The 21729-nt window shown below is 60.9% G+C and carries 18 protein-coding genes; 15 read left to right on the top strand and 3 right to left on the bottom strand.

Going from position 1 to position 21729, the window contains the following annotated elements; translation table 11 throughout:
* The first annotated feature begins 194 nt into the window (after positions 1–194).
* The 6 genes from ffh (at position 195) to ACWHXD_RS25320 (ending at position 4262) form a co-directional block, all read left to right on the top strand.
* The gene (gene ffh / locus ACWHXD_RS25345) at positions 195–1571 is read left to right on the top strand and encodes a signal recognition particle protein (protein ID WP_003193965.1); all 1377 of its coding nucleotides are present in this window, start codon (positions 195–197) and stop codon (positions 1569–1571) included.
* A gap of 250 nt (positions 1572–1821) precedes the next feature.
* Positions 1822–2073: a 30S ribosomal protein S16 gene (rpsP, locus tag ACWHXD_RS25340; protein WP_003175899.1), complete on the top strand. Its 252-nt coding sequence runs from the start codon at positions 1822–1824 to the stop codon at positions 2071–2073.
* Between the two features lie 5 nt (positions 2074–2078).
* Entirely contained in the window at positions 2079–2615 is a 537-nt protein-coding gene (gene rimM / locus ACWHXD_RS25335) for a ribosome maturation factor RimM (RefSeq protein WP_003175898.1), read from the top strand.
* Positions 2597–3370 carry a tRNA (guanosine(37)-N1)-methyltransferase TrmD gene (gene trmD, locus ACWHXD_RS25330; RefSeq protein ID WP_153475158.1) on the top strand — a complete coding sequence of 258 codons (774 nt, stop codon included), beginning with the start codon at positions 2597–2599 and terminating at the stop codon, positions 3368–3370. Before rimM ends, trmD begins: the two co-directional genes overlap by 19 nt.
* 45 nt (positions 3371–3415) lie before the next feature.
* Positions 3416–3766, top strand: coding sequence for a 50S ribosomal protein L19 (rplS, locus tag ACWHXD_RS25325; RefSeq protein ID WP_003175895.1), 351 nt, complete (start codon positions 3416–3418; stop codon positions 3764–3766).
* A gap of 82 nt (positions 3767–3848) precedes the next feature.
* Complete coding sequence (locus tag ACWHXD_RS25320) at positions 3849–4262, top strand: acyl-CoA thioesterase (RefSeq protein ID WP_003193963.1); 414 nt, start codon at positions 3849–3851, stop codon at positions 4260–4262.
* Here the strand turns inward: ACWHXD_RS25320 and ACWHXD_RS25315 are convergent, their stop codons facing one another.
* Complete coding sequence (locus ACWHXD_RS25315; protein ID WP_032895429.1) at positions 4263–6071, bottom strand: cation:proton antiporter; 1809 nt, start codon at positions 6069–6071, stop codon at positions 4263–4265. It abuts the gene before it with no gap.
* A 107-nt stretch (positions 6072–6178) separates the two neighbouring features.
* Between ACWHXD_RS25315 and xerD the strand changes: the two genes are divergently transcribed.
* From xerD to ACWHXD_RS25285, 6 genes are all read left to right on the top strand, one after another.
* Complete coding sequence (gene xerD / locus ACWHXD_RS25310; protein ID WP_098950464.1) at positions 6179–7075, top strand: site-specific tyrosine recombinase XerD; 897 nt, start codon at positions 6179–6181, stop codon at positions 7073–7075.
* A gap of 148 nt (positions 7076–7223) precedes the next feature.
* Positions 7224–7955 (top strand): thioredoxin fold domain-containing protein, encoded by a 732-nt coding sequence (locus tag ACWHXD_RS25305; RefSeq protein WP_005791088.1) that lies wholly within the window; start codon positions 7224–7226, stop codon positions 7953–7955.
* 128 nt (positions 7956–8083) lie between these two features.
* A complete protein-coding gene (locus tag ACWHXD_RS25300; protein WP_032895431.1) occupies positions 8084–9388 on the top strand; it encodes a homoserine dehydrogenase in 1305 nt (434 codons plus the stop codon).
* 67 nt (positions 9389–9455) lie between these two features.
* A complete protein-coding gene (thrC, locus tag ACWHXD_RS25295) occupies positions 9456–10865 on the top strand; it encodes a threonine synthase (protein WP_032895432.1) in 1410 nt (469 codons plus the stop codon).
* Positions 10866–11054: 189 nt separating this feature from the next.
* Positions 11055–14627, top strand: a complete 3573-nt coding sequence (locus ACWHXD_RS25290) for an ATP-binding protein (RefSeq protein ID WP_138762307.1) — start codon at positions 11055–11057, stop codon at positions 14625–14627.
* A gap of 764 nt (positions 14628–15391) precedes the next feature.
* Positions 15392–16636, top strand: a complete 1245-nt coding sequence (locus ACWHXD_RS25285; protein WP_032895433.1) for an EAL domain-containing response regulator — start codon at positions 15392–15394, stop codon at positions 16634–16636.
* On the opposite strand, the gene ACWHXD_RS25280 is transcribed toward ACWHXD_RS25285, so the two are convergent.
* Positions 16605–17267 carry a response regulator gene (locus tag ACWHXD_RS25280; RefSeq protein WP_138762252.1) on the bottom strand — a complete coding sequence of 221 codons (663 nt, stop codon included), beginning with the start codon at positions 17265–17267 and terminating at the stop codon, positions 16605–16607. The two genes, ACWHXD_RS25285 and ACWHXD_RS25280, sit on opposite strands and share 32 nt — an antisense overlap.
* A gap of 207 nt (positions 17268–17474) precedes the next feature.
* Here ACWHXD_RS25280 and ACWHXD_RS25275 point away from each other — a divergent pair, with 207 nt between their 5' ends.
* Positions 17475–17759, top strand: a complete 285-nt coding sequence (locus tag ACWHXD_RS25275) for a DUF3509 domain-containing protein (RefSeq protein WP_020301357.1) — start codon at positions 17475–17477, stop codon at positions 17757–17759.
* A 170-nt stretch (positions 17760–17929) separates the two neighbouring features.
* On the opposite strand, the gene ACWHXD_RS25270 is transcribed toward ACWHXD_RS25275, so the two are convergent.
* Complete coding sequence (locus ACWHXD_RS25270; RefSeq protein WP_499084788.1) at positions 17930–19129, bottom strand: CaiB/BaiF CoA transferase family protein; 1200 nt, start codon at positions 19127–19129, stop codon at positions 17930–17932.
* Positions 19130–19266: 137 nt separating this feature from the next.
* On the opposite strand from ACWHXD_RS25270, the gene ACWHXD_RS25265 reads away from it, so the two are divergent.
* Both ACWHXD_RS25265 and recJ read left to right on the top strand, forming a co-directional pair.
* Complete coding sequence (locus tag ACWHXD_RS25265) at positions 19267–19809, top strand: YaeQ family protein (RefSeq protein WP_003193952.1); 543 nt, start codon at positions 19267–19269, stop codon at positions 19807–19809.
* Between the two features lie 146 nt (positions 19810–19955).
* Positions 19956–21665, top strand: a complete 1710-nt coding sequence (gene recJ / locus ACWHXD_RS25260; protein ID WP_003193951.1) for a single-stranded-DNA-specific exonuclease RecJ — start codon at positions 19956–19958, stop codon at positions 21663–21665.
* Positions 21666–21729 lie beyond the last annotated feature (64 nt).

The following is a 21729-nucleotide window of genomic DNA, read 5'->3' as shown; positions in this document are numbered from 1 at the left end:
CACACACCTGCGTTGCACGAAAGACTCCCGGGCCAGACAGCGGGTGTGCATGGGCGCAGTCTTCGCTATAATCCGCGACCTGCCCACGCCGCAGGCTCGGCGAACGCTGTTTTTAATAGCGATTTCCCCCAGCCTGGGCCGCCATTACCTCGGTCTACCTGCATTTCGATGAGTAGGGCCTGAAAGGATCGCGCATGTTTGAAAACTTGACTGACCGTCTCTCGCAGACGCTGCGCCACGTTACCGGCAAGGCCAAGCTGACCGAGGACAATATTAAAGACACCCTGCGTGAAGTGCGCATGGCGTTGCTGGAAGCCGACGTGGCTTTGCCGGTGGTGAAGGACTTCGTCAACTCGGTCAAGGAACGTGCGGTCGGCACCGAAGTGTCCCGCAGCCTGACTCCGGGCCAGGCCTTTGTGAAGATCGTCCAGGCCGAGCTCGAAAGCCTGATGGGCGCGGCCAACGAAGACCTGAACCTCAGCGCCGTGCCGCCAGCCGTCGTGCTGATGGCGGGTTTGCAAGGTGCGGGTAAAACCACCACCGCCGGCAAACTGGCGCGCTTCCTTAAAGAGCGCAAGAAGAAATCCGTGATGGTGGTGTCGGCCGACGTGTACCGTCCGGCGGCCATCAAGCAGTTGGAAATGCTCGCGGGCGAAGTGGGTGTGACCTTCTTTCCGTCCGACCTGAGCCAGAAGCCGGTCGACATCGCCAACGCCGCTATTAAAGAAGCCAAACTCAAGTTCATTGACGTGGTCATCGTCGATACCGCGGGTCGCCTGCACATCGACGAAGAGATGATGGGCGAGATCAAGGCGCTGCATGCCGCGATCAACCCGGTCGAGACCCTGTTCGTGGTCGACGCCATGACCGGCCAGGATGCGGCCAACACCGCCAAGGCCTTTGGTGACGCACTGCCGCTGACCGGCGTGATCCTCACCAAGGTCGACGGCGACGCCCGTGGCGGTGCTGCGCTGTCGGTACGTGCCATCACTGGCAAGCCGATCAAGTTCATCGGTATGGGCGAGAAGAGCGAAGCGCTCGAGCCGTTCCACCCTGAGCGTATCGCCTCGCGCATCCTCGGCATGGGTGACGTGCTCAGCCTGATCGAGCAGGCCGAAGCCACGCTCGACAAGGACAAGGCCGACAAACTGGCCAAGAAGCTGAAGAAGGGCAAGGGCTTCGACCTCGAAGACTTCCGCGACCAGCTGCAACAGATGAAGAACATGGGCGGCCTCGGCGGCCTGATGGACAAACTGCCGAACATCGGCGGTGTGAACCTGGCGCAAATGGGCAACGCCCAGGGCGCGGCAGAGAAGCAGTTCAAGCAGATGGAAGCCATCATCAACTCCATGACCCCGGCCGAGCGCCGCGACCCTGAGCTGATCAGCGGTTCGCGCAAGCGCCGGATCGCCATGGGTTCCGGCACCCAGGTGCAGGACATCGGTCGCTTGATCAAGCAGCACAAGCAGATGCAGAAGATGATGAAGAAATTCTCCGCCAAGGGCGGTATGGCCAAGATGATGCGCGGCATGGGCGGTATGTTGCCCGGCGGCGGCATGCCGAAGATGTAAAGAATTCGAGCAAAAGCCTGCTTTTGCTCCGCCCCACAAGGATGTGGGATCTCCAGCAAACCCGCCGTTGGCGGGCGCTGACTCGCCGTTTTAACCGACGGCTCTATAGCAGATCTGAATGGCACGCTGATAGGCGCCAGAAAAAGACATTTGCAAAAGTCCGGATATTCCTTAGAATATGCGGCCTTTCGGGCACCTATGCCCGCTGTGCATTTAGATTTGCAGCACCGACTACAGGAACGATGTTCACATGCTAACAATCCGTCTTGCCCTTGGCGGCTCCAAAAAGCGCCCGTTTTACCACTTGACCGTAACCGACAGCCGCAACCCGCGTGACGGTTCGCACAAGGAACAGGTTGGTTTCTTCAACCCTGTTGCTCGTGGTCAAGAAGTTCGTCTGTCCGTGAACCAAGAGCGCGTAGCCTACTGGCTGAGCGTTGGCGCACAGCCATCCGAGCGCGTTGCAAAACTGTTGAAGGACTCGGCTAAGGCCGCAGCCTGAGCAATATGAACGCGACGCCAGCTGTTGCTGATGATTTGATCGTTATCGGCAAGATTTACTCTGTTCATGGCGTTCGCGGCGAAGTGAAGGTGTATTCCTTTACTGATCCGACTGAAAACCTGTTGCAGTACAAGACCTGGACGCTCAAGCGCGAGGGTAGTGTGAAGCAGGTTGAGCTGGTCAGTGGACGCGGGAGCGACAAGTTCCTGGTCGCAAAGCTCAAGGGTCTTGATGACCGTGAAGAAGCTCGTCTTCTGGCCGGTTATGAGATCTGCGTGCCGCGCAACCTGTTCCCTGAATTGACCGACGGCGAGTACTACTGGTACCAGCTGGAAGGTCTGAAGGTTATTGATCAACTCGGGCAATTGCTGGGGAAAATCGATCATCTTCTGGAAACCGGCGCCAATGATGTAATGGTGGTCAAGCCTTGCGCTGGCAGCCTGGATGACCGTGAACGCCTGTTGCCCTATACCGAGCAATGCGTGTTGGCCGTCGACCTGGCCGCAGGCGAGATGAAGGTGGAATGGGACGCGGACTTCTAAGCGTGGCTAATTTGCGCATTGAAGTGATCAGTTTGTTTCCCGAGATGTTTTCCGCCATCAGCGAGTACGGCATCACCAGTCGGGCGGTGAAACAGGGGCTGTTGCAGCTCACCTGTTGGAACCCGCGAGACTACACGACGGATCGACATCACACTGTGGACGATCGCCCATTTGGCGGTGGCCCGGGCATGGTGATGAAGATCAAGCCCCTGGAAGATGCGTTGGTTCAGGCCAAGGCAGCCGCCGGGGAGAAGGCGAAGGTAATTTACCTGTCCCCTCAAGGCCGTCAGCTGAAACAGGCGGCGGTACGCGAACTGGCGAATGAGGAAAGTTTGATCCTGATTGCCGGTCGCTATGAAGGCATTGACGAGCGTTTTATTGAAGCTCATGTCGATGAAGAGTGGTCGATTGGGGACTATGTCCTGTCTGGCGGCGAGCTGCCGGCGATGGTCCTGATAGATGCGGTTACACGACTGCTGCCCGGAGCTTTAGGGCATGCGGACTCCGCGGAGGAAGATTCCTTCACGGATGGTTTGCTGGATTGCCCGCACTACACCCGTCCGGAGGTGTATGTGGATCAGCGTGTTCCCGACGTATTGCTAAGTGGCAATCACGCACACATCCGGCGTTGGCGTTTACAGCAGTCCCTTGGTCGGACCTATGAACGACGCGCCGATCTTCTGGAAAGCCGCTCGCTTTCTGGAGAAGAGAAGAAGCTGCTCGAGGAATACATCCTCGCGCGGGACGATAGTTAACAACGTATCGATGGTAGGTCCATTGACTTACCTTAGGAGCACAGCATGACTAACAAAATCATCCTTGCACTCGAAGCAGAGCAGATGACCAAAGAGATCCCTACCTTTGCCCCGGGCGACACTATTGTCGTTCAGGTGAAAGTGAAGGAAGGCGACCGTTCGCGTCTGCAAGCGTTCGAAGGCGTGGTAATCGCCAAGCGTAACCGTGGTGTGAACAGTGCTTTCACTGTTCGTAAAATCTCCAACGGTGTTGGCGTAGAGCGTACTTTCCAGACCTACAGCCCGCAAATCGACAGCATGGCCGTTAAGCGTCGCGGTGACGTACGTAAAGCCAAGCTGTACTACCTGCGTGACCTGTCCGGTAAAGCAGCTCGCATCAAGGAAAAACTGGCTTAAGTCCAGCTTCCCGATGCAGAAAAAAGCAGCCTACGGGCTGCTTTTTTGTGCCTGAAATTTGCCTATCTGTTGGTATTGACCCATGACCACCCGCCTCGAAGAAATCCAGCGCCGCACCGACCTGTCCGTTACCCACGTGACCAAGGCCGTGTTCCCGCCCACCACCAACCACCACAACACCCTGTTCGGCGGCACCGCCTTGGCATGGATGGACGAAGTGTCGTTCATCACCGCCACGCGTTTCTGCCGCTTGCCTTTGGTGACGGTCTCCACCGACCGTATCGACTTCAACCACGCGATCCCGGCCGGCTCTATCGTTGAGCTGATCGGTCGGGTGATCAAAGTCGGCAACACCAGCCTCAAGGTCGAAGTGGAGGTGTTCGTGGAGAGCATGAGCGCTGATGGCCGTGAAAAGGCGATCCAGGGCGTGTTCAGCTTCGTCGCGATTGACGCAGATAAACGCCCTGTCCCGGTACTGCCTGGCTTTGTTGACTGATTACTCGGCGGTGCTGGCCTGCGGTTGAATCACCGCCAGCAAGGTCCAGCCCGCTACAGGCTTCAAGTTACTCTCGGGCGAGACCACGTGCACCCAGCCGCTGGTGTCCCGGGCAAACAGCAAGGTGGCGCGCTCCCCGTGCAACGCCTGGTACTGCTCCCAGCCAAAGCCGTCGGTGAGGCTAGTGCTGTACAACTCGGCGCCTTGGCCCAGCAGGCTGGCCAATTTGGTGTAGCTCAAGGGTTGGCTGCCCAGCAAGTGGCCACGGTGTTCATGGCTGGCCTTGTGCTTGTCGGTGCGGCGGCTTTCTTGGCTGCTGGCCAGGGCGAACAGGCGATGGCCGAAGTCATGGCGAAAACGCATGGTGGCCAAGGCATTCAGTTCGCCGGAAGGCGAGAGCGCAAGCAGATGACCCAGGCCGACCAGGTCCAGATGGGACTCGGCATGCTGGGAGGCCGGGTTGCCGAAGTACGTAGGCAAGCCTTCCATACGACTGGCGCGGATGTTTTCCCAGCTTGAGTCGGTCAGCAGTACGCGGCTGCCCAACTGCTGCAACGCCTTGCCGAGCGCCCGCGCTGGGCCGTTCGCACCTACGATCAGGAAGCCGCTGGGCGCCGGCTCAGCGACTTTCAGCAGGCGGGCCAAGGGGCGCGCCGTGGCGCTTTGCAGCACCACGGTGCCGATGATCACCGCAAAGGTCAGCGGCACCAGCAACAACGCACCTTCGTGGCCGGCCTCATCCAGGCGGATCGCAAAGATCGCTGACACCGCCGCCGCCACGATACCCCGTGGTGCGATCCAGGCCAGCAGCGCGCGCTCGCGCCAGTTCAAGCCCGAGCCAAAGGTCGAAAGCGCCACGTTCAATGGGCGTGCAATGAATTGGATGATCAACAGCAGGATCAACACGAACGGGCCCAGGGCGATCATGGCGTTCAGGTCCAGGCGTGCCGCCAGCAGGATGAACAGCCCGGAAATCAGCAACACACTGAGGTTTTCCTTGAAGTGCAGGATGTGCCGTACATCCACGCCTTTCATGTTCGCCATCCACATGCCCATCAGCGTGACCGCCAGCAGGCCGGACTCATGCATCACCTGGTTGGAGGCGATGAAGATGCCCAGCACGCCCGCTAGTGTCGCCAGGTTATGCAGGTATTCCGGCAACCACTGGCGGCGCATGATCTGCCCCAGTACCCAGCCACCGGCGATGCCGAACAGGCTGCCGCAAAGGATAACGCCGCCGAAGGTCAGCAGGCTGTGGCTCAAGCCGTCGCCTGATGCGCTGGCGATGATGAAGCTATACACCACTACCGCCAGCAGCGCGCCAATCGGGTCGATGACGATGCCTTCCCAGCGCAGGATGTTGGCGATGGAGGCTTTAGGGCGCACCACACGCAGCATGGGCACGATCACCGTCGGGCCGGTGACCAGTGTCAGCGTGCCGAACAGCAGCGCCAGCATCCAGTCAAAACCCAGCAGCCAGTGGGTGGCCAGAGTGATCACCGCCCAGGTCGAGAGTGCGCCGACGGTGACCAGCCGGTGGACGACGCTGCCGATTTCCTTCCATTCCGACAGGTGCAGGGTCAGGCTGCCCTCAAACAGGATCAGCGCCACGGCCAACGACACCAATGGCATCAACAGAGGGCCGAACATTTCCTGCGGGTCGAGCCATCCGAGTATCGGCCCTGCCAGAATCCCGCTCAGCAGAAGAAACAGAATCGCTGGCAGTTTCAGGCGCCAGGCCAGCCACTGGCAGCCGAGTGCGGCCACGCCAATACCGCCAAAAGCCAACAAAATCTGTTGTTCGTTCATTAAAGCTTCCTGTTCCTTGAATTAGCGGGCTATGAAAGACTAATGGCTCTTGCCACAGTTCACTAAATAATTCGCGTATTGCCTTGTGCTGCGTTGCTTGAGTGCCCATGCCTGCCATTGACCATCCCCTGATCGACCGCTTCCTCGACGCCCTCTGGTTAGAAAAAGGCCTGTCGGACAACACACGCCAGGCGTACCGCAGTGACCTGGCGCTGTTCAACGGCTGGCTGCAGGAGAAAAACCTTGAGCTGATCAATGCCGGGCGCGAGCTGATCCTCGATCACCTGGCCTGGCGCCTGGAACAGAACTACAAACCGCGCTCTACTGCGCGATTCCTCTCCGGTGTGCGTGGCTTTTATCGCTATCTGTTGCGGGAAAAACTCATCGCGACCGATCCAACTCTACAAGTCGATATGCCGCAATTAGGTAGGCCTCTTCCTAAGTCTTTGTCGGAAACCGATGTGGAGGCCCTGTTGGCCGCGCCGGATCTCAGTGAAGCCATCGGCCAACGCGACCGCGCCATGCTGGAAGTGCTCTACGCCTGCGGCCTGCGCGTCACCGAACTGATCAGCCTGACCCTGGAGCAGGTCAACCTGCGCCAGGGCGTATTGCGCGTGATGGGCAAGGGCAGCAAGGAGCGGCTGGTGCCCATGGGCGAGGAGGCGATTGTGTGGGTCGAGCGGTACATGCGCGATGCGCGCCACGAACTGCTCGGTGGGCGCCCCAGCGACGTGCTGTTTCCCAGCCTGCGCGGCGAGCAGATGACCCGCCAGACCTTCTGGCACCGCATCAAGCACCAGGCCAAAGTGGCCGGGATCGGCAAGGCGCTGTCGCCCCACACCCTGCGCCATGCGTTCGCCACCCACTTGCTCAACCACGGCGCGGATTTGCGCGTGGTGCAAATGCTGCTGGGGCACAGCGACTTATCCACAACCCAGATCTACACCCATGTGGCACGCGCACGTTTGCAGGACATGCACGCCAAGCATCACCCTCGCGGATAAAACCGTCAGAAATGGCCCATTTTACCTGTCGCGGGCTGCCCTCCCGCCCAACTGTGGTAGGCTTTGCCGGTTCGCAAAGGGGACGGCATCCATTGTGGTCCAGATCAGTATTCTGCTCCCGTCCCTGCCTCTGCCTTCAGGAGTTCCCATGCGCTTGACCCAGATTATTGCCGCCGCAGCCATTGCGTTGGTTTCCACCTTTGCGGTCGCCGATGATGCGGCCGAGCAGACCATCCGCAAGAGCCTGGCCAACCTGGCGCTCGACACGCCTATCGAAAGCATCAGCGCCAGCCCTATGGCCGGCCTGTACGAAGTCAAGCTCAAGGGCAGCCGCGTGCTGTACGCCAGTGCCGATGGCCAGTACATCGTCCAGGGCTACCTGTTCCAACTCAAGGATGGCAAGCCGGTCAACCTGACCGAGAAGGCCGAGCGCCTGGGCGTGTCCAAGCTGATCAACGGCATCCCGGTGGCTGAAACCGTGGTTTACCCCGCCATTGGCGAAACCAAGACCCACATCACCGTGTTCACCGACACCACCTGCCCGTACTGCCACAAGCTGCACGCCGAGATCCCGGCGCTGAACAAGCTGGGCGTGGAAGTGCGCTACGTTGCTTTCCCGCGCCAGGGCCTGGGTTCGCCGGGTGACGAGCAGTTGCAGGCAGTGTGGTGCTCGGCCGACAAGAAAGCGGCCATGGACAAGATGGTCGATGGCAAGGAAATCAAGTCGGCCAAATGCGCCAACCCGGTTTCCAAGCAGTTCGCCCTGGGCCAGTCCATTGGTGTAAACGGTACACCGGCCATCGTTTTGGCCGACGGCCAGGTGATTCCGGGCTACCAGCCGGCGCCGCAAGTTGCCAAACTGGCACTGGGTGCCAAGTAAGCATTTATCGTTGAGCCTTTGACGATCATGGCCCGCCGAACCGTCGGCGGGTCATTAATTGAGAGCCGCAGTTGTGCGGCTGTTTTCACGGCCGACCTAGCGTCGGCCGTTTCATGGGGAGTTCTTCAGTGAAACCGGTCAAAGTAGGCATCTGTGGGTTAGGGACCGTCGGTGGCGGTACCTTCAACGTACTTCAGCGTAACGCTGAAGAAATTTCCCGCCGCGCAGGTCGCGGGATTGAAGTGGCGCAGATTGCCACGCGTTCGCCAAAGCCTCAGTTCGAAACGACCGGTATTGCGATTACCAACGATGTGTTCGCCGTGGCCACCAACCCTGAGATCGATATCGTTATCGAGCTGGTAGGCGGCTACACCGTGGCCCGCGAGCTGGTGCTCAAAGCCATCGAAAATGGCAAGCACGTGGTCACCGCCAACAAGGCGCTGATCGCCGTGCACGGCAACGAGATCTTCGCCAAGGCCCGCGAGAAGGGCGTGATCGTGGCGTTCGAAGCCGCGGTGGCCGGTGGTATCCCGGTGATCAAGGCGATCCGTGAAGGCCTGTCCGCCAACCGCATCAACTGGGTGGCCGGCATCATCAACGGCACCGGTAACTTCATCCTCACCGAAATGCGCGAGAAGGGCCGTACCTTCGAAGACGTGCTGGCCGAAGCCCAGGCCCTGGGTTACGCAGAAGCCGACCCGACCTTCGACGTGGAAGGCATCGACGCGGCCCACAAGCTGACCATCCTGGCCTCCATCGCCTTTGGTATCCCGCTGCAGTTCGACAAGGCCTACACCGAAGGCATCACCAAGCTGACCACCGCCGACGTCAACTACGCTGAAGCCCTGGGCTACCGCATCAAGCACCTGGGCGTGGCGCGCAGCACCGCGGCGGGTATCGAGTTGCGTGTGCACCCGACGCTGATCCCGGCCGACCGCCTGATCGCCAACGTCAATGGCGTGATGAACGCGGTGATGGTCAACGGCGACGCCGCCGGTTCCACCCTGTTCTACGGCGCCGGTGCCGGCATGGAGCCGACGGCTTCGTCGGTGATCGCCGACCTGGTGGACGTGGTTCGCGCCATGACCAGCGACCCGGAAAACCGCGTGCCGCACCTGGCCTTCCAGCCGGATTCGCTGTCGGCCCACCCGATTCTGCCGATCGAAGCCTGTGAAAGTGCCTACTACCTGCGCATCCAGGCCCAGGACCATCCAGGCGTGTTGGCCCAGGTGGCCAGCATCCTGTCGGAGCGCGGTATCAACATCGAGTCGATCATGCAGAAGGAAGTCGAGGAGCAAAACGGCCAGGTGCCGATGATCCTGCTGACCCACCGCGTGCTCGAACAGCACATCAACGATGCCATCCATGCCCTGGAAGCCTTGCAAGGCGTAGTGGGCCCGGTGGTGCGGATTCGCGTCGAACACTTGAACTAACCGATTTGTTCCAGGGGCCCCGTCCATTCGGCGGCCCCTGTTCGAGAATGTTTTAGAGGAGCCAGTCATGCGTTATATCAGCACCCGCGGCCAGGCACCGGCCCTGAATTTCGAAGACGTTCTGCTGGCAGGCCTTGCCACCGACGGCGGCCTGTATGTGCCGGAAAACCTGCCACGCTTCACCCAGGAAGAAATCGCCTCCTGGGCCGGCCTGCCGTATCACGAGCTGGCTTTCCGAGTGATGCGCCCGTTCGTGACCGGCAGCATTCCGGATGCGGACTTCAAAAAGATTCTGGAAGAAACCTACGGCGTGTTTTCCCACAACGCCATCGCGCCCCTGCGTCAACTGAACGGCAATGAGTGGGTGCTGGAGCTGTTCCACGGCCCGACCCTGGCGTTCAAGGACTTCGCCCTGCAACTGCTGGGCCGCCTGCTCGACTACGTGCTGGAAAAACGCGGCGAGCGCGTGGTGATCATCGGCGCCACCTCCGGCGATACCGGCTCGGCGGCCATCGAAGGGTGCAAGCACTGCGAAAACGTCGACATCTTCATCCTGCACCCGCACAAGCGTGTTTCCGAAGTGCAGCGTCGCCAGATGACCACCATCTTCGGCGAGAACATCCACAACATCGCCATCGAAGGCAACTTCGATGACTGCCAGGAAATGGTCAAGAACAGCTTCGCTGACCAGAGCTTCCTCAAGGGCACGCGCCTGGTGGCGGTGAACTCGATCAACTGGGCGCGGATCATGGCCCAGATCGTCTACTACTTCCACGCCTCGCTGCAGTTGGGCGGCCCGGCGCGTTCGGTGTCGTTCTCGGTGCCGACCGGTAACTTCGGTGATATTTTTGCCGGTTACCTGGCGCGCAACATGGGCCTGCCGATCAACCAGTTGATCGTCGCCACCAACCGTAACGACATCCTGCATCGCTTCATGAGCGGCAACCAGTACGTGAAGGAAACCCTGCACGCCACGCTGTCGCCGTCCATGGACATCATGGTGTCGTCGAACTTCGAACGCCTGCTGTTCGACATGCACGGTCGCAACGGCGCAGCCCTGGCCGAGCTGATGAGCAGCTTCAAGCAAGGTGGCGGTTTCAGCGTCGAACAAGAGCGCTGGACCGAAACCCGCAAGCTGTTCGATTCCCTGGCCGTGGACGACGCGCAAACCTGCGAAACCATCGCGCAGGTCTATGCCGAGACCGGCGAAGTACTCGACCCGCACACGGCCATCGGCGTGAAAGCCGCCCGCGAGTGCCGCCGCAGCCTGGATATTCCAATGGTGATCCTCGGTACCGCGCACCCGGTCAAGTTCCCGGAAGCGGTGGAGAAGGCCGGCATTGGCAAGGCGCTGGAACTGCCGGAACATTTGACCGACCTGTTCGAGCGTGAAGAACGCTGCACCGTGTTGGCCAACGACCTGAAGGCGGTGCAGGCGTTCGTCAGCCAGCATGGCAATCGGGGCAAGCCGCTCTGATCGACAGGGCTGCCTGACGGCCGAGGGGCATCTTTGTGCTGCCCCACATTCAAGCTGATTTCATCCACCCAAGACATGGTGGGGCAACAGTCAGCTTTTTTTGCAGTCGGCCAAGCCCGTCCTCGTGACGGGCTTTTTCATTCTGGCGAGCCATACTTGCCCATTCGCCCAATCAAGGAAACCCAACCGGTGCAGGTGTTGATCCAATGGACGTTGAAGCTGGTGTGCCTGTTGTGGCTCACCCAGGTACCCATGAGCCTGGCCGCCGTCAGCCTGCCGTTCAAACTGGTGCCGGCGTTTATCGCGCTTGAACCTATGCCCCTGGCGCCGACCGAGCAGCAGTGGTTGGCGGCGCATCGGACGTTGAAGGTGGGCATTTCGATAGATGACTACCAGCCGATCGACATCACCCGCGACCGCAATCGCTACCAGGGCATCAGCGCCGATTACTTGAGCCTGGTCGGCGCGCGGCTGGGCGTGCCCATGCAAGTGCTGGGCTTCTCCGAGCGCGCCCAGGCGGTTGAAGCGCTGCGCAACGGCACCATCGATATTCTCACCAGTGCCAATGGCTACGAGCGAGATGTGCCCGGCCTGCAGTTCACCCCGGACTACATGCCCGACCGTTCAGTGGTGGTGCTGCGCCGCGATGATACCCAAGGCGACGACCTGGCCGGCAAGAAGCTGGTGTTACTCGACGGCTACGCCAACGTGCAGAAGGTTCACGCGGCGTATCCGGACAGCCACATCATGCTCGCGCCCAACCTCTACAGCGGCCTCGAAGCCTTGAAGCAGGGCGACGTCGATGCGTTTATCGGCAATGAAGTGATCGTGCGCGCCTATAAATCGCTGCGGCCTTACCTGGGGTTGCAGATCAAGGAGCAAAGCCGGCTGGCGCCCATCGGTTTTGCCTTTGCCACCCGCCAGGCCGATCCGTTGTTGGGGGCCATGATGAACCGCGCGCTGGCAAGCCTCGACGAGTCGGTGCAGCGCGAAATCCTCGCACGCTGGACCACCGGTCTGGGTGTCGGCATCAGTGGTGAGCGCATTGCGTTGTCGACATCGGAACGGGCCTGGGTGCGCGAGCATCCCCATGTCGTGGTGGTGGCCCAGCAAATGTCGCCTTATATCTTCAGGGACAAGGACGGCCACTGGGTTGGCTTGAATGTCGACCTGTTGAATCGCATCTCGCGCATGACCGGTTTGCAGTTTATCTATGAAGAGGTGGGTTCTACCGCACAAACCCTGGAATGGCTGGAAACCGGCCGGGCGCAGATGAACACCACCCTGGCAGTGAATCAGGAGCGCAGTGCGCTGCTCAACTTCAGCCATGATTTTGGCGGGTCCGGCTGGGTGTTTATCGAACGTGCCGATGCCGCGCCCCTGATGGGCTTGAACCAGTTGGACGGCAAGGTGCTGGCATTGCCGGCGCGCCACGTCATGGAGAGCCAGATTCGCCATGACCATCCGCGCATCAAGTTGCGCCTGGTAGACAATTACACCCAGGCCCGTGAGCTGGTACGACGGGGCGAGGCCGCCGCCACCCTACAGACTGAAGTGGAAGTGCAGAGTTACGCAGAGGATGGCTTGCGCATGGGCCGCAGTGTCGACGGGCGGTGGTCGTCCAACTGCCTGTCGGTGCGCAAGGACCAGCCTGAATTGCTGAACATTCTGAATAAAGCCCTGGAGGCGTTGCCGGTGGCTGAGTTGAGTGCCCTGCGCCTGCGTTGGATCGGTGCCGTGGTGATCCCGCCGCCCGTCTGGCAGCGTGTACCGCCCTGGGCCTATTGGACGATGGCCACGGCGCTGCTGTTTGTGTTGGTGTCGCTGGTGTGGAACAGCCGGCTCAAGCGCCAGATTCGCCAACGGCTGGAGGCCGAGCAACGGCTCAATGACCAGCTGGCGTTCAAGCGCGCATTGCTCGACGGTATGCCCAACCCGCTGTTCGTCCGCGACCTGGACGGGCGCCTGGTAACCTGCAACAAAAGCTATGAACAGCAACTGGCGACCCGGCTGGAGCTGATCCAGGGCCTGACGCTGATGGAAAGCAAGGTGGTGCCCGACGCCACAGCGGCGCGCCTGCACGAAGGGCACATGGAGCAATTGGCCACGCAGCAGCCGTTGTTTGTCGACCGGCAATTGGAACTCAACGGCGGCACTTATCACGTCTATCAGTGGACCGTGCCCTTTTTCGATGCTCAGGGCCGCTTGCAGGGGTTGTTGGGCGGCTGGATCGATATCAACGAACGCAAAGACCTGGAGCGCCAGTTGATGGACGCCCGCCAGGCCGCCGATGAAGCGAACTACGCCAAAAGTGCATTTCTCTCGGCCTTGAGCCATGAGATTCGCACCCCCATGACCGCCATCATTGGCTTGCTCGAACTGGAGCAAGAGCGTTGCCTGGCAAGCGGCCAACCGGTTTCCGAGGCGCTGCAAGTGGCCCATCGTTCGGCGCGCGAGCTGATTGCGCTGATGGGCGACAGCCTGGACTTGGCCAAGATCGAGGCCGGCCACCTGCAACTGGCGCCACAGACCACTGAGCTCAAGAGTTTTTTCGAGGGTATCCAGAGTCTGTTCGAAGCCACCGCGCAACAGAAGGGCCTGCATCTGACCCTGGCGTTTGATCCGGCCGCTCAGGGCTATTACTGGTTCGATCCGCTGCGGTTGCGCCAGGTGATGCACAACCTGTTGGGCAATGCGCTCAAATTCACCGAGCGGGGCGGGGTTCACCTCAGCGTGACCTGCCAGCGGGATGAGCGCGATACCGAATACCTGCACCTGTGCGTCAAGGACAGCGGCCCGGGCATCAGCGCCGAGCAACAGCCGCGGGTGTTCAAGCCGTTTACCCAGGTAAGCGCCTTGACCGCTGCGCAGCACGGCGGCACCGGGCTGGGCCTGAGTATCTGCAAGCAACTGGTGGAATTGATGGGCGGGAGCATTCACCTCGACAGTGTGGTGGGCGAGGGGACGGTGGTGTGCATTGACCTGCGCCTGGATCGGATCAGCACCGACGATGTGCCGGCAACGCCTGCCGCGACGTTGTCATCGACGGGGCGTAGCCTGTCGGTGCTGGTGGTGGACGATTTGGCGGCCAACCGCCTGGTGCTGGCGCAGCAGTTGCAGTTCCTCGGTCACCAGGTGGTCGCCCTGGAGTCAGCCGAGGCCGCGCTGCAACGCTGGCGTGAGCAGCGTTTTGACGTGTTGGTCACCGATTGCCAGATGCCCGGCATGTCCGGTTATGCCCTGAGTGCGGCGATCCGGCGCCTGGAAGCAGAGGAGCAACGGCCCCGGAGTGCGCTGGTGGGTTGCACCGCCAACGCCATGAAAGATGAACAACGCCGCTGCGAGGACGCTGGTATGGACGAACTGCTGGTCAAGCCCGTGACCTTGGAACACTGGACCCAAGTGCTGGCCCGCGTGGCGCCCCAGCGTTCGTTCGATATCCAGGCCCTGCGCATCATGACCCAGGCCGACGGGCCGGTGCTGCAGAGCATGTTGCAGGAGCTGGCCAAGAGCCTGGACCACGAACACGAGGTATTGGCGGGCGCCCTGGCCGAGCGTGACATGGCACGCTTGAATGCGTCGCTGCACCGGCTCAAGGGCATTTGCTCCTTGGTGGATGCACTGCCACTCGCCAAGGCCTGCGTCGCCCTTGAGCAGTGCGCCCGTGAGCAGCGCGGCGCCGAGCTTGAAGCACCCTGGTTGCGCTTGTCCGAGGTGCTCAAGGCGTTTCGTCGCGATCTGCAACCCTATCTGGATGCCTGACACCCTAATGCCGGTCAGCTAAGCGAGCGCGATGCTCAAGGCAACGAAGATTCCCTGTGGGAGCTGGCTCCCGTGACGGCCCTGCAGCCGACGCTGATCTAACTGACGCGCCGAGATCTGAATGTGGGAGCTGGCTTGCCTGCGATGACGACCGGATAGCTGACATCCATCTACCTGGCACCCCGCGATCAACCTGTGGGAGCGGGCTTGCTCGCGAAGGCGGCCTGACAGTCAACACAGTTGGACCGGGTATATATCCGTTATTTAGGTAACGGCCACTTAGGGTTCCGCCCTGACGGCGGCTCACTTTTGAAAAGCGCAAAAGTAAGCAAAACGCTCTTGCCCCACCACTCGGCACCTCGCTTAGGCTCGGTGTGCCCGTAATCCGCCAGTGATTTGGGGGGTAAACCGGCATCCCTGCCGGTTTACCCCCCAAATCCCTGTCGAATTCCGGCCAGCGTGGTTTAACGGGGCGCTTAAGATCAAGATCAAAAGCAGATCAAGAGCAGATCAAGAGCGGCTCGCTTCGCATCGTGGTTACCGTCTGCTGCTACAGCCCACAAAGTTGTGTAGATACCTATGCTGCGATAGCGGTAGTGCAGTAACAGATGTAGCGACTGACACACCGTCTTCGCAGGCAAGCCAGCTCCCACAGGGGATCTGCCCCTCCCACATTTAAGGACGCTTTTAGGACACGTCCTATGGGGCACACCGCAGCATATGACTACTGTGCAGGACTTTCCCTGTACCGACACCACTTACCCATGCGATCCCTGAACGTCCTGATCCTCGAAGACAACCCGTTTCAACTGATGGCCCTGCACCAGATGCTCAATGCCAACGGCGTGTTCAATGTACGCGCCGCGGAAACGGTCGAAACCGCACGTCAGTCCCTGGACAGCAAAGGCCCGGTGGACATCGCCATCTGCGATCTGTACCTGGAGCAGGGCGATGGCCTGGCGTTGATCCGTGAGTTGGCCGAGCGCCGTCTGGCCCAGGTGTTGATCCTGCTCAGCAACGCCGAGCCCGACGTGCTGGAAGGCGTGGCGAACATGGCTCGGCAATTGGGGCTCAAGGTCTTGGCGTGCTTGCCCAAGCCGGCCTCGGCCAAGCTGATCGGGCAGGTGCTGAGCGACTGTCAGGAGCACTTGCGCCCGGGGCCACCGGTGCTGTCCTGGGAGCGCGTGCGCCAACTGTTGGGCTTGAGCGAGCAGGAACAACTGCCGCCCTCGGCGGATGTCAGCCAGGCCACTATCGCGGCGTGTGGCAGGGTCTGGTACCAGCCCATCGTCAGTCAGGCCGGGGTGTTGCAAGGGGTGGAGGCGCTGGCGCGTTGGCAGTTGCAGGACGGTGAACTGTTGCTGCCTGACGAGTTCCTGCCGGTGCTGGAGTTTGCCGGCATGGAAGAGGCGTTTACCTGGCATGTGCTGGAGCAGGCGCTTGGCTTGGCGAACCAGGTGATGGGCGAAAGCGGCCAGGTGCTGCCGGTAGCGGTGAACATCCCCGGGCGCATGCTGGAGCGCGAGCACTTCCCCCAAGTACTGCAAGGTTTGCTGCAACTGCACGGCGTGCCCGCCCATAGCCTGACCCTGGAGCTGGTGGAAACCTCGACGCTGAAAACCGACAGCGCCCATGTCACCGGGTTGCTGCGCTTGCGCATGTTGGGTTGCCAGTTGTCCATCGGCGACTTCGGCATGGGCGGCACCAGCCTGCAGCATTTGCTGGAGCTACCTTTTACCGAACTGAAAATCCCCCCGGCGTTTGCCTGTGGGATGGCCAATGATGACCGCAAGGCCGCGGTGGTGGCGGGCGCCATGAGCATGGCGGCGCGTCTGGACGTCGCCGTGGTGGTCACCGGTGTGGAAACCGCCGCCGACTATCACGCCGTGGGCGAACTGGGCGCGGCGTGGCTGCAAGGCTGTTTTATCGCCCGGCCGATGGAGGCCGAGGCGCTCAAGCAATGGATCGCGTTCCAGGCTAGGCCAGCCCGTGTTCCTGCACGTAAATAAACAGGGCGGCATCGTTGACCAGCCCGAGCTTGCGCATGGCGCTGACTTTTTGCGCGCTGACGGTCTGCTTGCTACGGTGCAGGTGCGCGGCGATCTCGCCCACAGTCATGCCACTGGCCAACAGGCGAATCACCTCCAGCTCCCGGGGTGACAGGTGTTCCTGGGAATGCAGGCGATCAGCGCCGACTTCCCCGGCCAGGCTCAGCGCCTGGCGGATGGTCTGGGCCACGTAGGTGCGTTGCTGGCGCACCTGGCGGATCGCCTGGGGCAGCTCATCGGCGAGGCTGGCCTTGCTCAGCAAACCCATCACACCCAATGCCAGGATGGAATGAAACAAGCCGGCATTGTTGAGCATGGTCACCACCACAATGGGCAGGTGCGGATAGTGCCGGCGCAGTTGCTCGATCAAGCGCAGCCCGTCGGCCTGGGGCTCGACGGGCATCATGAAGTCGGTCACCACCACATCGCAGGCACAGTGTTGCAACACTGCATTGAGGGCCTGAGGGGAATTGGCCTCACCGACGATGCTGATCTGCGGGTCCCGTTCGAGCACGGCGCGCAGGCCGATCAGGAAAATCGGGTGATCGTCGGCAATCACGATACGCAAAGGCGGTTCAGACGCAGCTCTCAAGTCAGGCTCCCGGGATAATCCAGGGATTCTAGCCTGTGCGCCGTTGTTTTTTCTCTGTCATCTTTTCCGTGCATGCTCGTTTTCCTCAAGCAGTGGATTACACAAAAGGTAGAACTTTCTGCTTTGAGCACGGGTCACTTGAATGTCAGCCTCTTCGTGACATTTTTGTTTTTCGAACCTTTTTCGAATGATTGAGTGGTGATCGAGATGGAAAGTATCAACCTATTGCTCAGCCAAGCACTGAGCCCTTATCAGGTTACGCTGACCTCTGCCGGTATGCGCGACGACTGCCTGGTAACCGTGAAGAACCCCGGTGGCGCCATCGTGGTTGAACGTGAAGTCGATCGTGCGCAATTGAGCGACAAGCGCGCGCTGGTGGATGTGGTGGATTGCCTGCTTCGCGACCTGAAAATCGCCGAAGGGCGCCTGGAACCTTCAGTCATCGCTGCCTTGCGCAACGCCTCCCAGACCCGTGGCGGCGCACTGGCATGAAACATTATTTTTCTTCGGAACCTTCCTACAAGGTGTTCAGTCAGAGTTTGTAACAGCAAGAGCAGGCATTGTGCTCCGGTGTCTGTAGCTTGCTGTACTGGTCTTTGTAGGCCACGTTTAACCCCGAGTTGTCTCCCCACTGCTCGGGGTTTCTTTTTGCCTGCAATTTGTCAGATCGCGCCATCCTCGCGCAGGCGAGTGATAGCCGCCGCGTCGTAGCCCAGGGCATTGAGCACCACGCCGTTGTGTTCACCCAATTGCGGCCCAACCCATTCGCAACTGCCCGGTGTGTCCGACAGCTTGGGCACGATGCCGGGCATCTTGAAGTCTTTGCCGCCTGGCAACTGCGCCTTGAGGAACATTTCCCGGGCCAGGAATTGCGGGTCGCCCAGCATGTCTTCGGCGCTGTAGATACGGCTGGCGGGCACCTCGGCTTTATTCAGTTGCTCAATCACCTGGTCGAGCGACAGCGAATTGACCCAGCGATCAATCACGCCGTAGAGCTCGTCGCGGCGAGTGTCACGCCCGTCATTGCTGGCCAGTGCCGGGTCGTTCGCCAAGTCGTCACGGCCGATCACCTGCATGAAGCGCTTGAAGATCGCATCGCCATTGGCGCCGATCTGCACATGCTTGCCGTCTGCGGTGGTGTGGATCGAGGACGGGGTGATACCGGGCATGATGTTGCCGGTGCGCTCACGGATAAACCCGAACACATCGAACTCGGGGATCATGCTTTCCATCATGGCGAAGATGGCTTCATACAGCGCCACATCCACCACTTGGCCGAGGCCGCCGTTGACCTCGCGATGGCGCAGCGCCATTAGCGCGCCGATCACCGCCCACAACGCGGCGATCGAGTCGCCGATGGAAATGCCGGTGCGCACCGGCGGGCGGTCCTCGAAGCCGGTGATATAGCGCAAGCCGCCCATAGACTCGCCCACCGCGCCAAACGCCGGCTGGTCCTTCATCGGCCCGGTCTGGCCGAAGCCCGAGAGGCGCACCATCACCAGCTTGGGGTTGAGGGCGTGCAGGGTTTCCCAGCTCAGGCCGAGTTTCTCCAGCACGCCTGGGCGGAAGTTTTCGATGAGGATGTCGGCGTCGGCCAACAGTTGCTTGAGGATCGCCAGCCCCTCAGGGTGCTTGAGGTTGAGTGTCAGCGACTGCTTGTTGCGGGCCTGTACGAACCACCACAGCGAAGTGCCTTCATACAGCTTGCGCCATTTGCGCAGTGGGTCGCCGCCGTCCGGGGATTCGACCTTGATCACCTCGGCGCCGAATTCGGCGCAGATGCGTGAGGCAAACGGGCCGGCGATCAGAGTGCCCAGTTCGATGACTTTCAGGCCGGCAAGTGGTTTGGCAGTGAGCGACATGGGGATCCTTACAAGCGCGGGACGATGATGTACTGCTTTTTAACATAGGCGAGCGGCGCGGATGCAGCGCAGTATTCGTTCAATGCCCTCGCCATCGGTTAGACTGGCCGCCTTTCCTTGTCTTTAGAAGCCCGTTCATGGCCCAGCCGTCCACGACCTACAAATTCGAACTCAACCTCACCGACCTCGACCGCTCGGTGTACGAGAGCGTCAAACAGACCATCGCCCGCCACCCTTCGGAAACCGAAGAGCGCATGACCGTGCGCCTGCTGGCCTACGCCCTCTGGTACAACGAGCAATTGGCGTTCGGGCGTGGCCTGTCGGATGTGGACGAACCGGCCCTGTGGGAAAAAAGCCTGGATGATCGGGTTTTGCACTGGATCGAAGTCGGCCAGCCGGATGCCGACCGCCTCACCTGGTGCTCGCGCCGCACCGAACGCACCAGCCTGCTGGCCTATGGCAGCTTGCGCGTGTGGGAAGGCAAGGTGGTACCGGTGGCCAACAACCTGAAAAACGTGCACATCGCTGCGGTGCCTCAGGAAGTCTTGGAGACCCTGGCCAAGGACATGCCGCGAGTGATCAAGTGGGACGTGATGATCAGCGAAGGCACGATTTTTGTGACCGATGACCGTGGCCAGCATGAAGTGCAACTGCAATGGCTGGTCGGCGAACGCGGTTGAATCTTGGCTGAGCCCGGCTCCCTGTAGGAGCGAGCTTGCTCGCGAAAAACTCCAGGGCACCGCGATCACCCAGGCACATGTGTCATCGTTAACCATTTTCGCGAGCAAGCTCGCTCCTACAATTAAAGAGAAGTTATCACCACCGTATGCGTATCGATCCCCGCCCATTGCCCGCCGTCCTGCCTTTTCTCGGTGAACTGCCGCCGTTGTTGACCCGCCTTTACGCCGCACGCGGGGTGCAATCGGAAGCCGAGCTGGACAAGAGCCTGGCGCGGTTGATTCCCTATCAGCAGCTCAAGGGCATCGACGCGGCGGTGGACTTGCTGGTGACGGCCCTGGAGCAGCGTCAGCGCATCCTGATCGTGGGTGACTTCGACGCCGATGGCGCCACGGCGAGCACCGTGGGCACCCTGGGCCTGCGTTTGCTCGGCGCGGCCCACGTCGACTACCTGGTGCCCAACCGCTTCGAATACGGCTATGGCCTGACCCCGGAAATCGTTGCGGTGGCCCTGCAGCGCGAGCCGCAGTTGCTGATCACCGTGGACAACGGCATCTCCAGTGTCGAAGGCGTGGCGGCGGCGAAGGCGGCGGGGTTGCAGGTGCTGGTCACCGACCACCACTTGCCCGGCGATGAACTGCCGGCCGCCGACGCCATCGTCAATCCGAACCAGCCGGGCTGCGGGTTCCCCAGCAAGGCCCTGGCTGGCGTTGGCGTGATCTTCTACGTGTTGATGGCCCTGCGTGCGCGGTTGCGCAGCCTGGGTTGGTACGACAACAAGCCCCAGCCGAATATCGGTGAACTGCTCGACCTCGTGGCCCTGGGCAGCGTCGCTGACGTGGTGCCGCTGGACGCCAACAACCGCATCCTCGTGCACCAGGGCCTGGAGCGTATTCGGGCCGGCCGGGCGCGGCCGGGGATCAAGGCGATTCTGGAAGTGGCCAAGCGTGATCATGCGCGTATCACCTCCACCGACCTGGGTTTTATCCTCGGCCCGCGCCTGAATGCCGCCGGACGCCTGGATGACATGAGCCTGGGCATCGAATGCCTGCTCACCACCGACTTCGCCGCCGCACGGGAAATGGCCGCGCAACTGGACGGCATGAACCAGGACCGTAAATCCATCGAACAAGGCATGCAGCGCGAGGCCCTGGCCCAGCTCAAGGACTTGCCGGTGGAGTCGATGCCGTACGGCTTATGCCTGTTCGACCCGGAGTGGCACCAAGGGGTGATCGGTATCCTGGCGTCGCGTATGAAGGAACGGTACTTTCGCCCGACCATCGCCTTCGCCGATGCCGGCGATGGCCTGCTCAAGGGCTCTGGACGCTCGGTGCAGGGCTTTCATATCCGCGATGCGCTGGCGGTCGTCGCCAGCCAGCACCCCAACCTGATCACCAAATACGGCGGCCACGCCATGGCGGCGGGGCTGACCTTGCCTGAAGCCAACTTCCCGTTGTTCGCCGAAGCCTTTGATGCCGAAGTGCGTCGTCAACTGCGCGAAGAAGACCTCACTGGCCGCCTGCTTTCAGACGGTACCCTGGCGGTGGAAGAGTTCCACCTGGAACTGGCCCGCGCCCTGCGCCATGCCGGCCCGTGGGGGCAGCATTTTCCCGAGCCGTTGTTTCACGGGGTATTTCAGTTGGTGGAGCAGCGGGTGGTGGGCGAGCGGCATTTGAAAGTGGTGCTCAAGAGCGAATGCGGGTCGGTGAAGCTCGATGGCATTGCCTTTGGCGTGGACCGCGAAGTGTGGCCGAACCCGACGGTGCGTTGGGTGGAATTGGCCTACAAGCTGGATGTGAATGAATTTCGTGGCAATGAGACGGTGCAACTGATGATTGCGCACATCGAACCGCGCTGATTATTAGCAACACCACACATCAAAAATGTGGGAGCGGGCTTGCTCGCGAAAGCGGTGGATCAGT

It is taken from the genome of Pseudomonas fjordensis (genome assembly GCF_976987115.1).
This window is presented reverse-complemented; position numbering and strand designations above follow the sequence as displayed.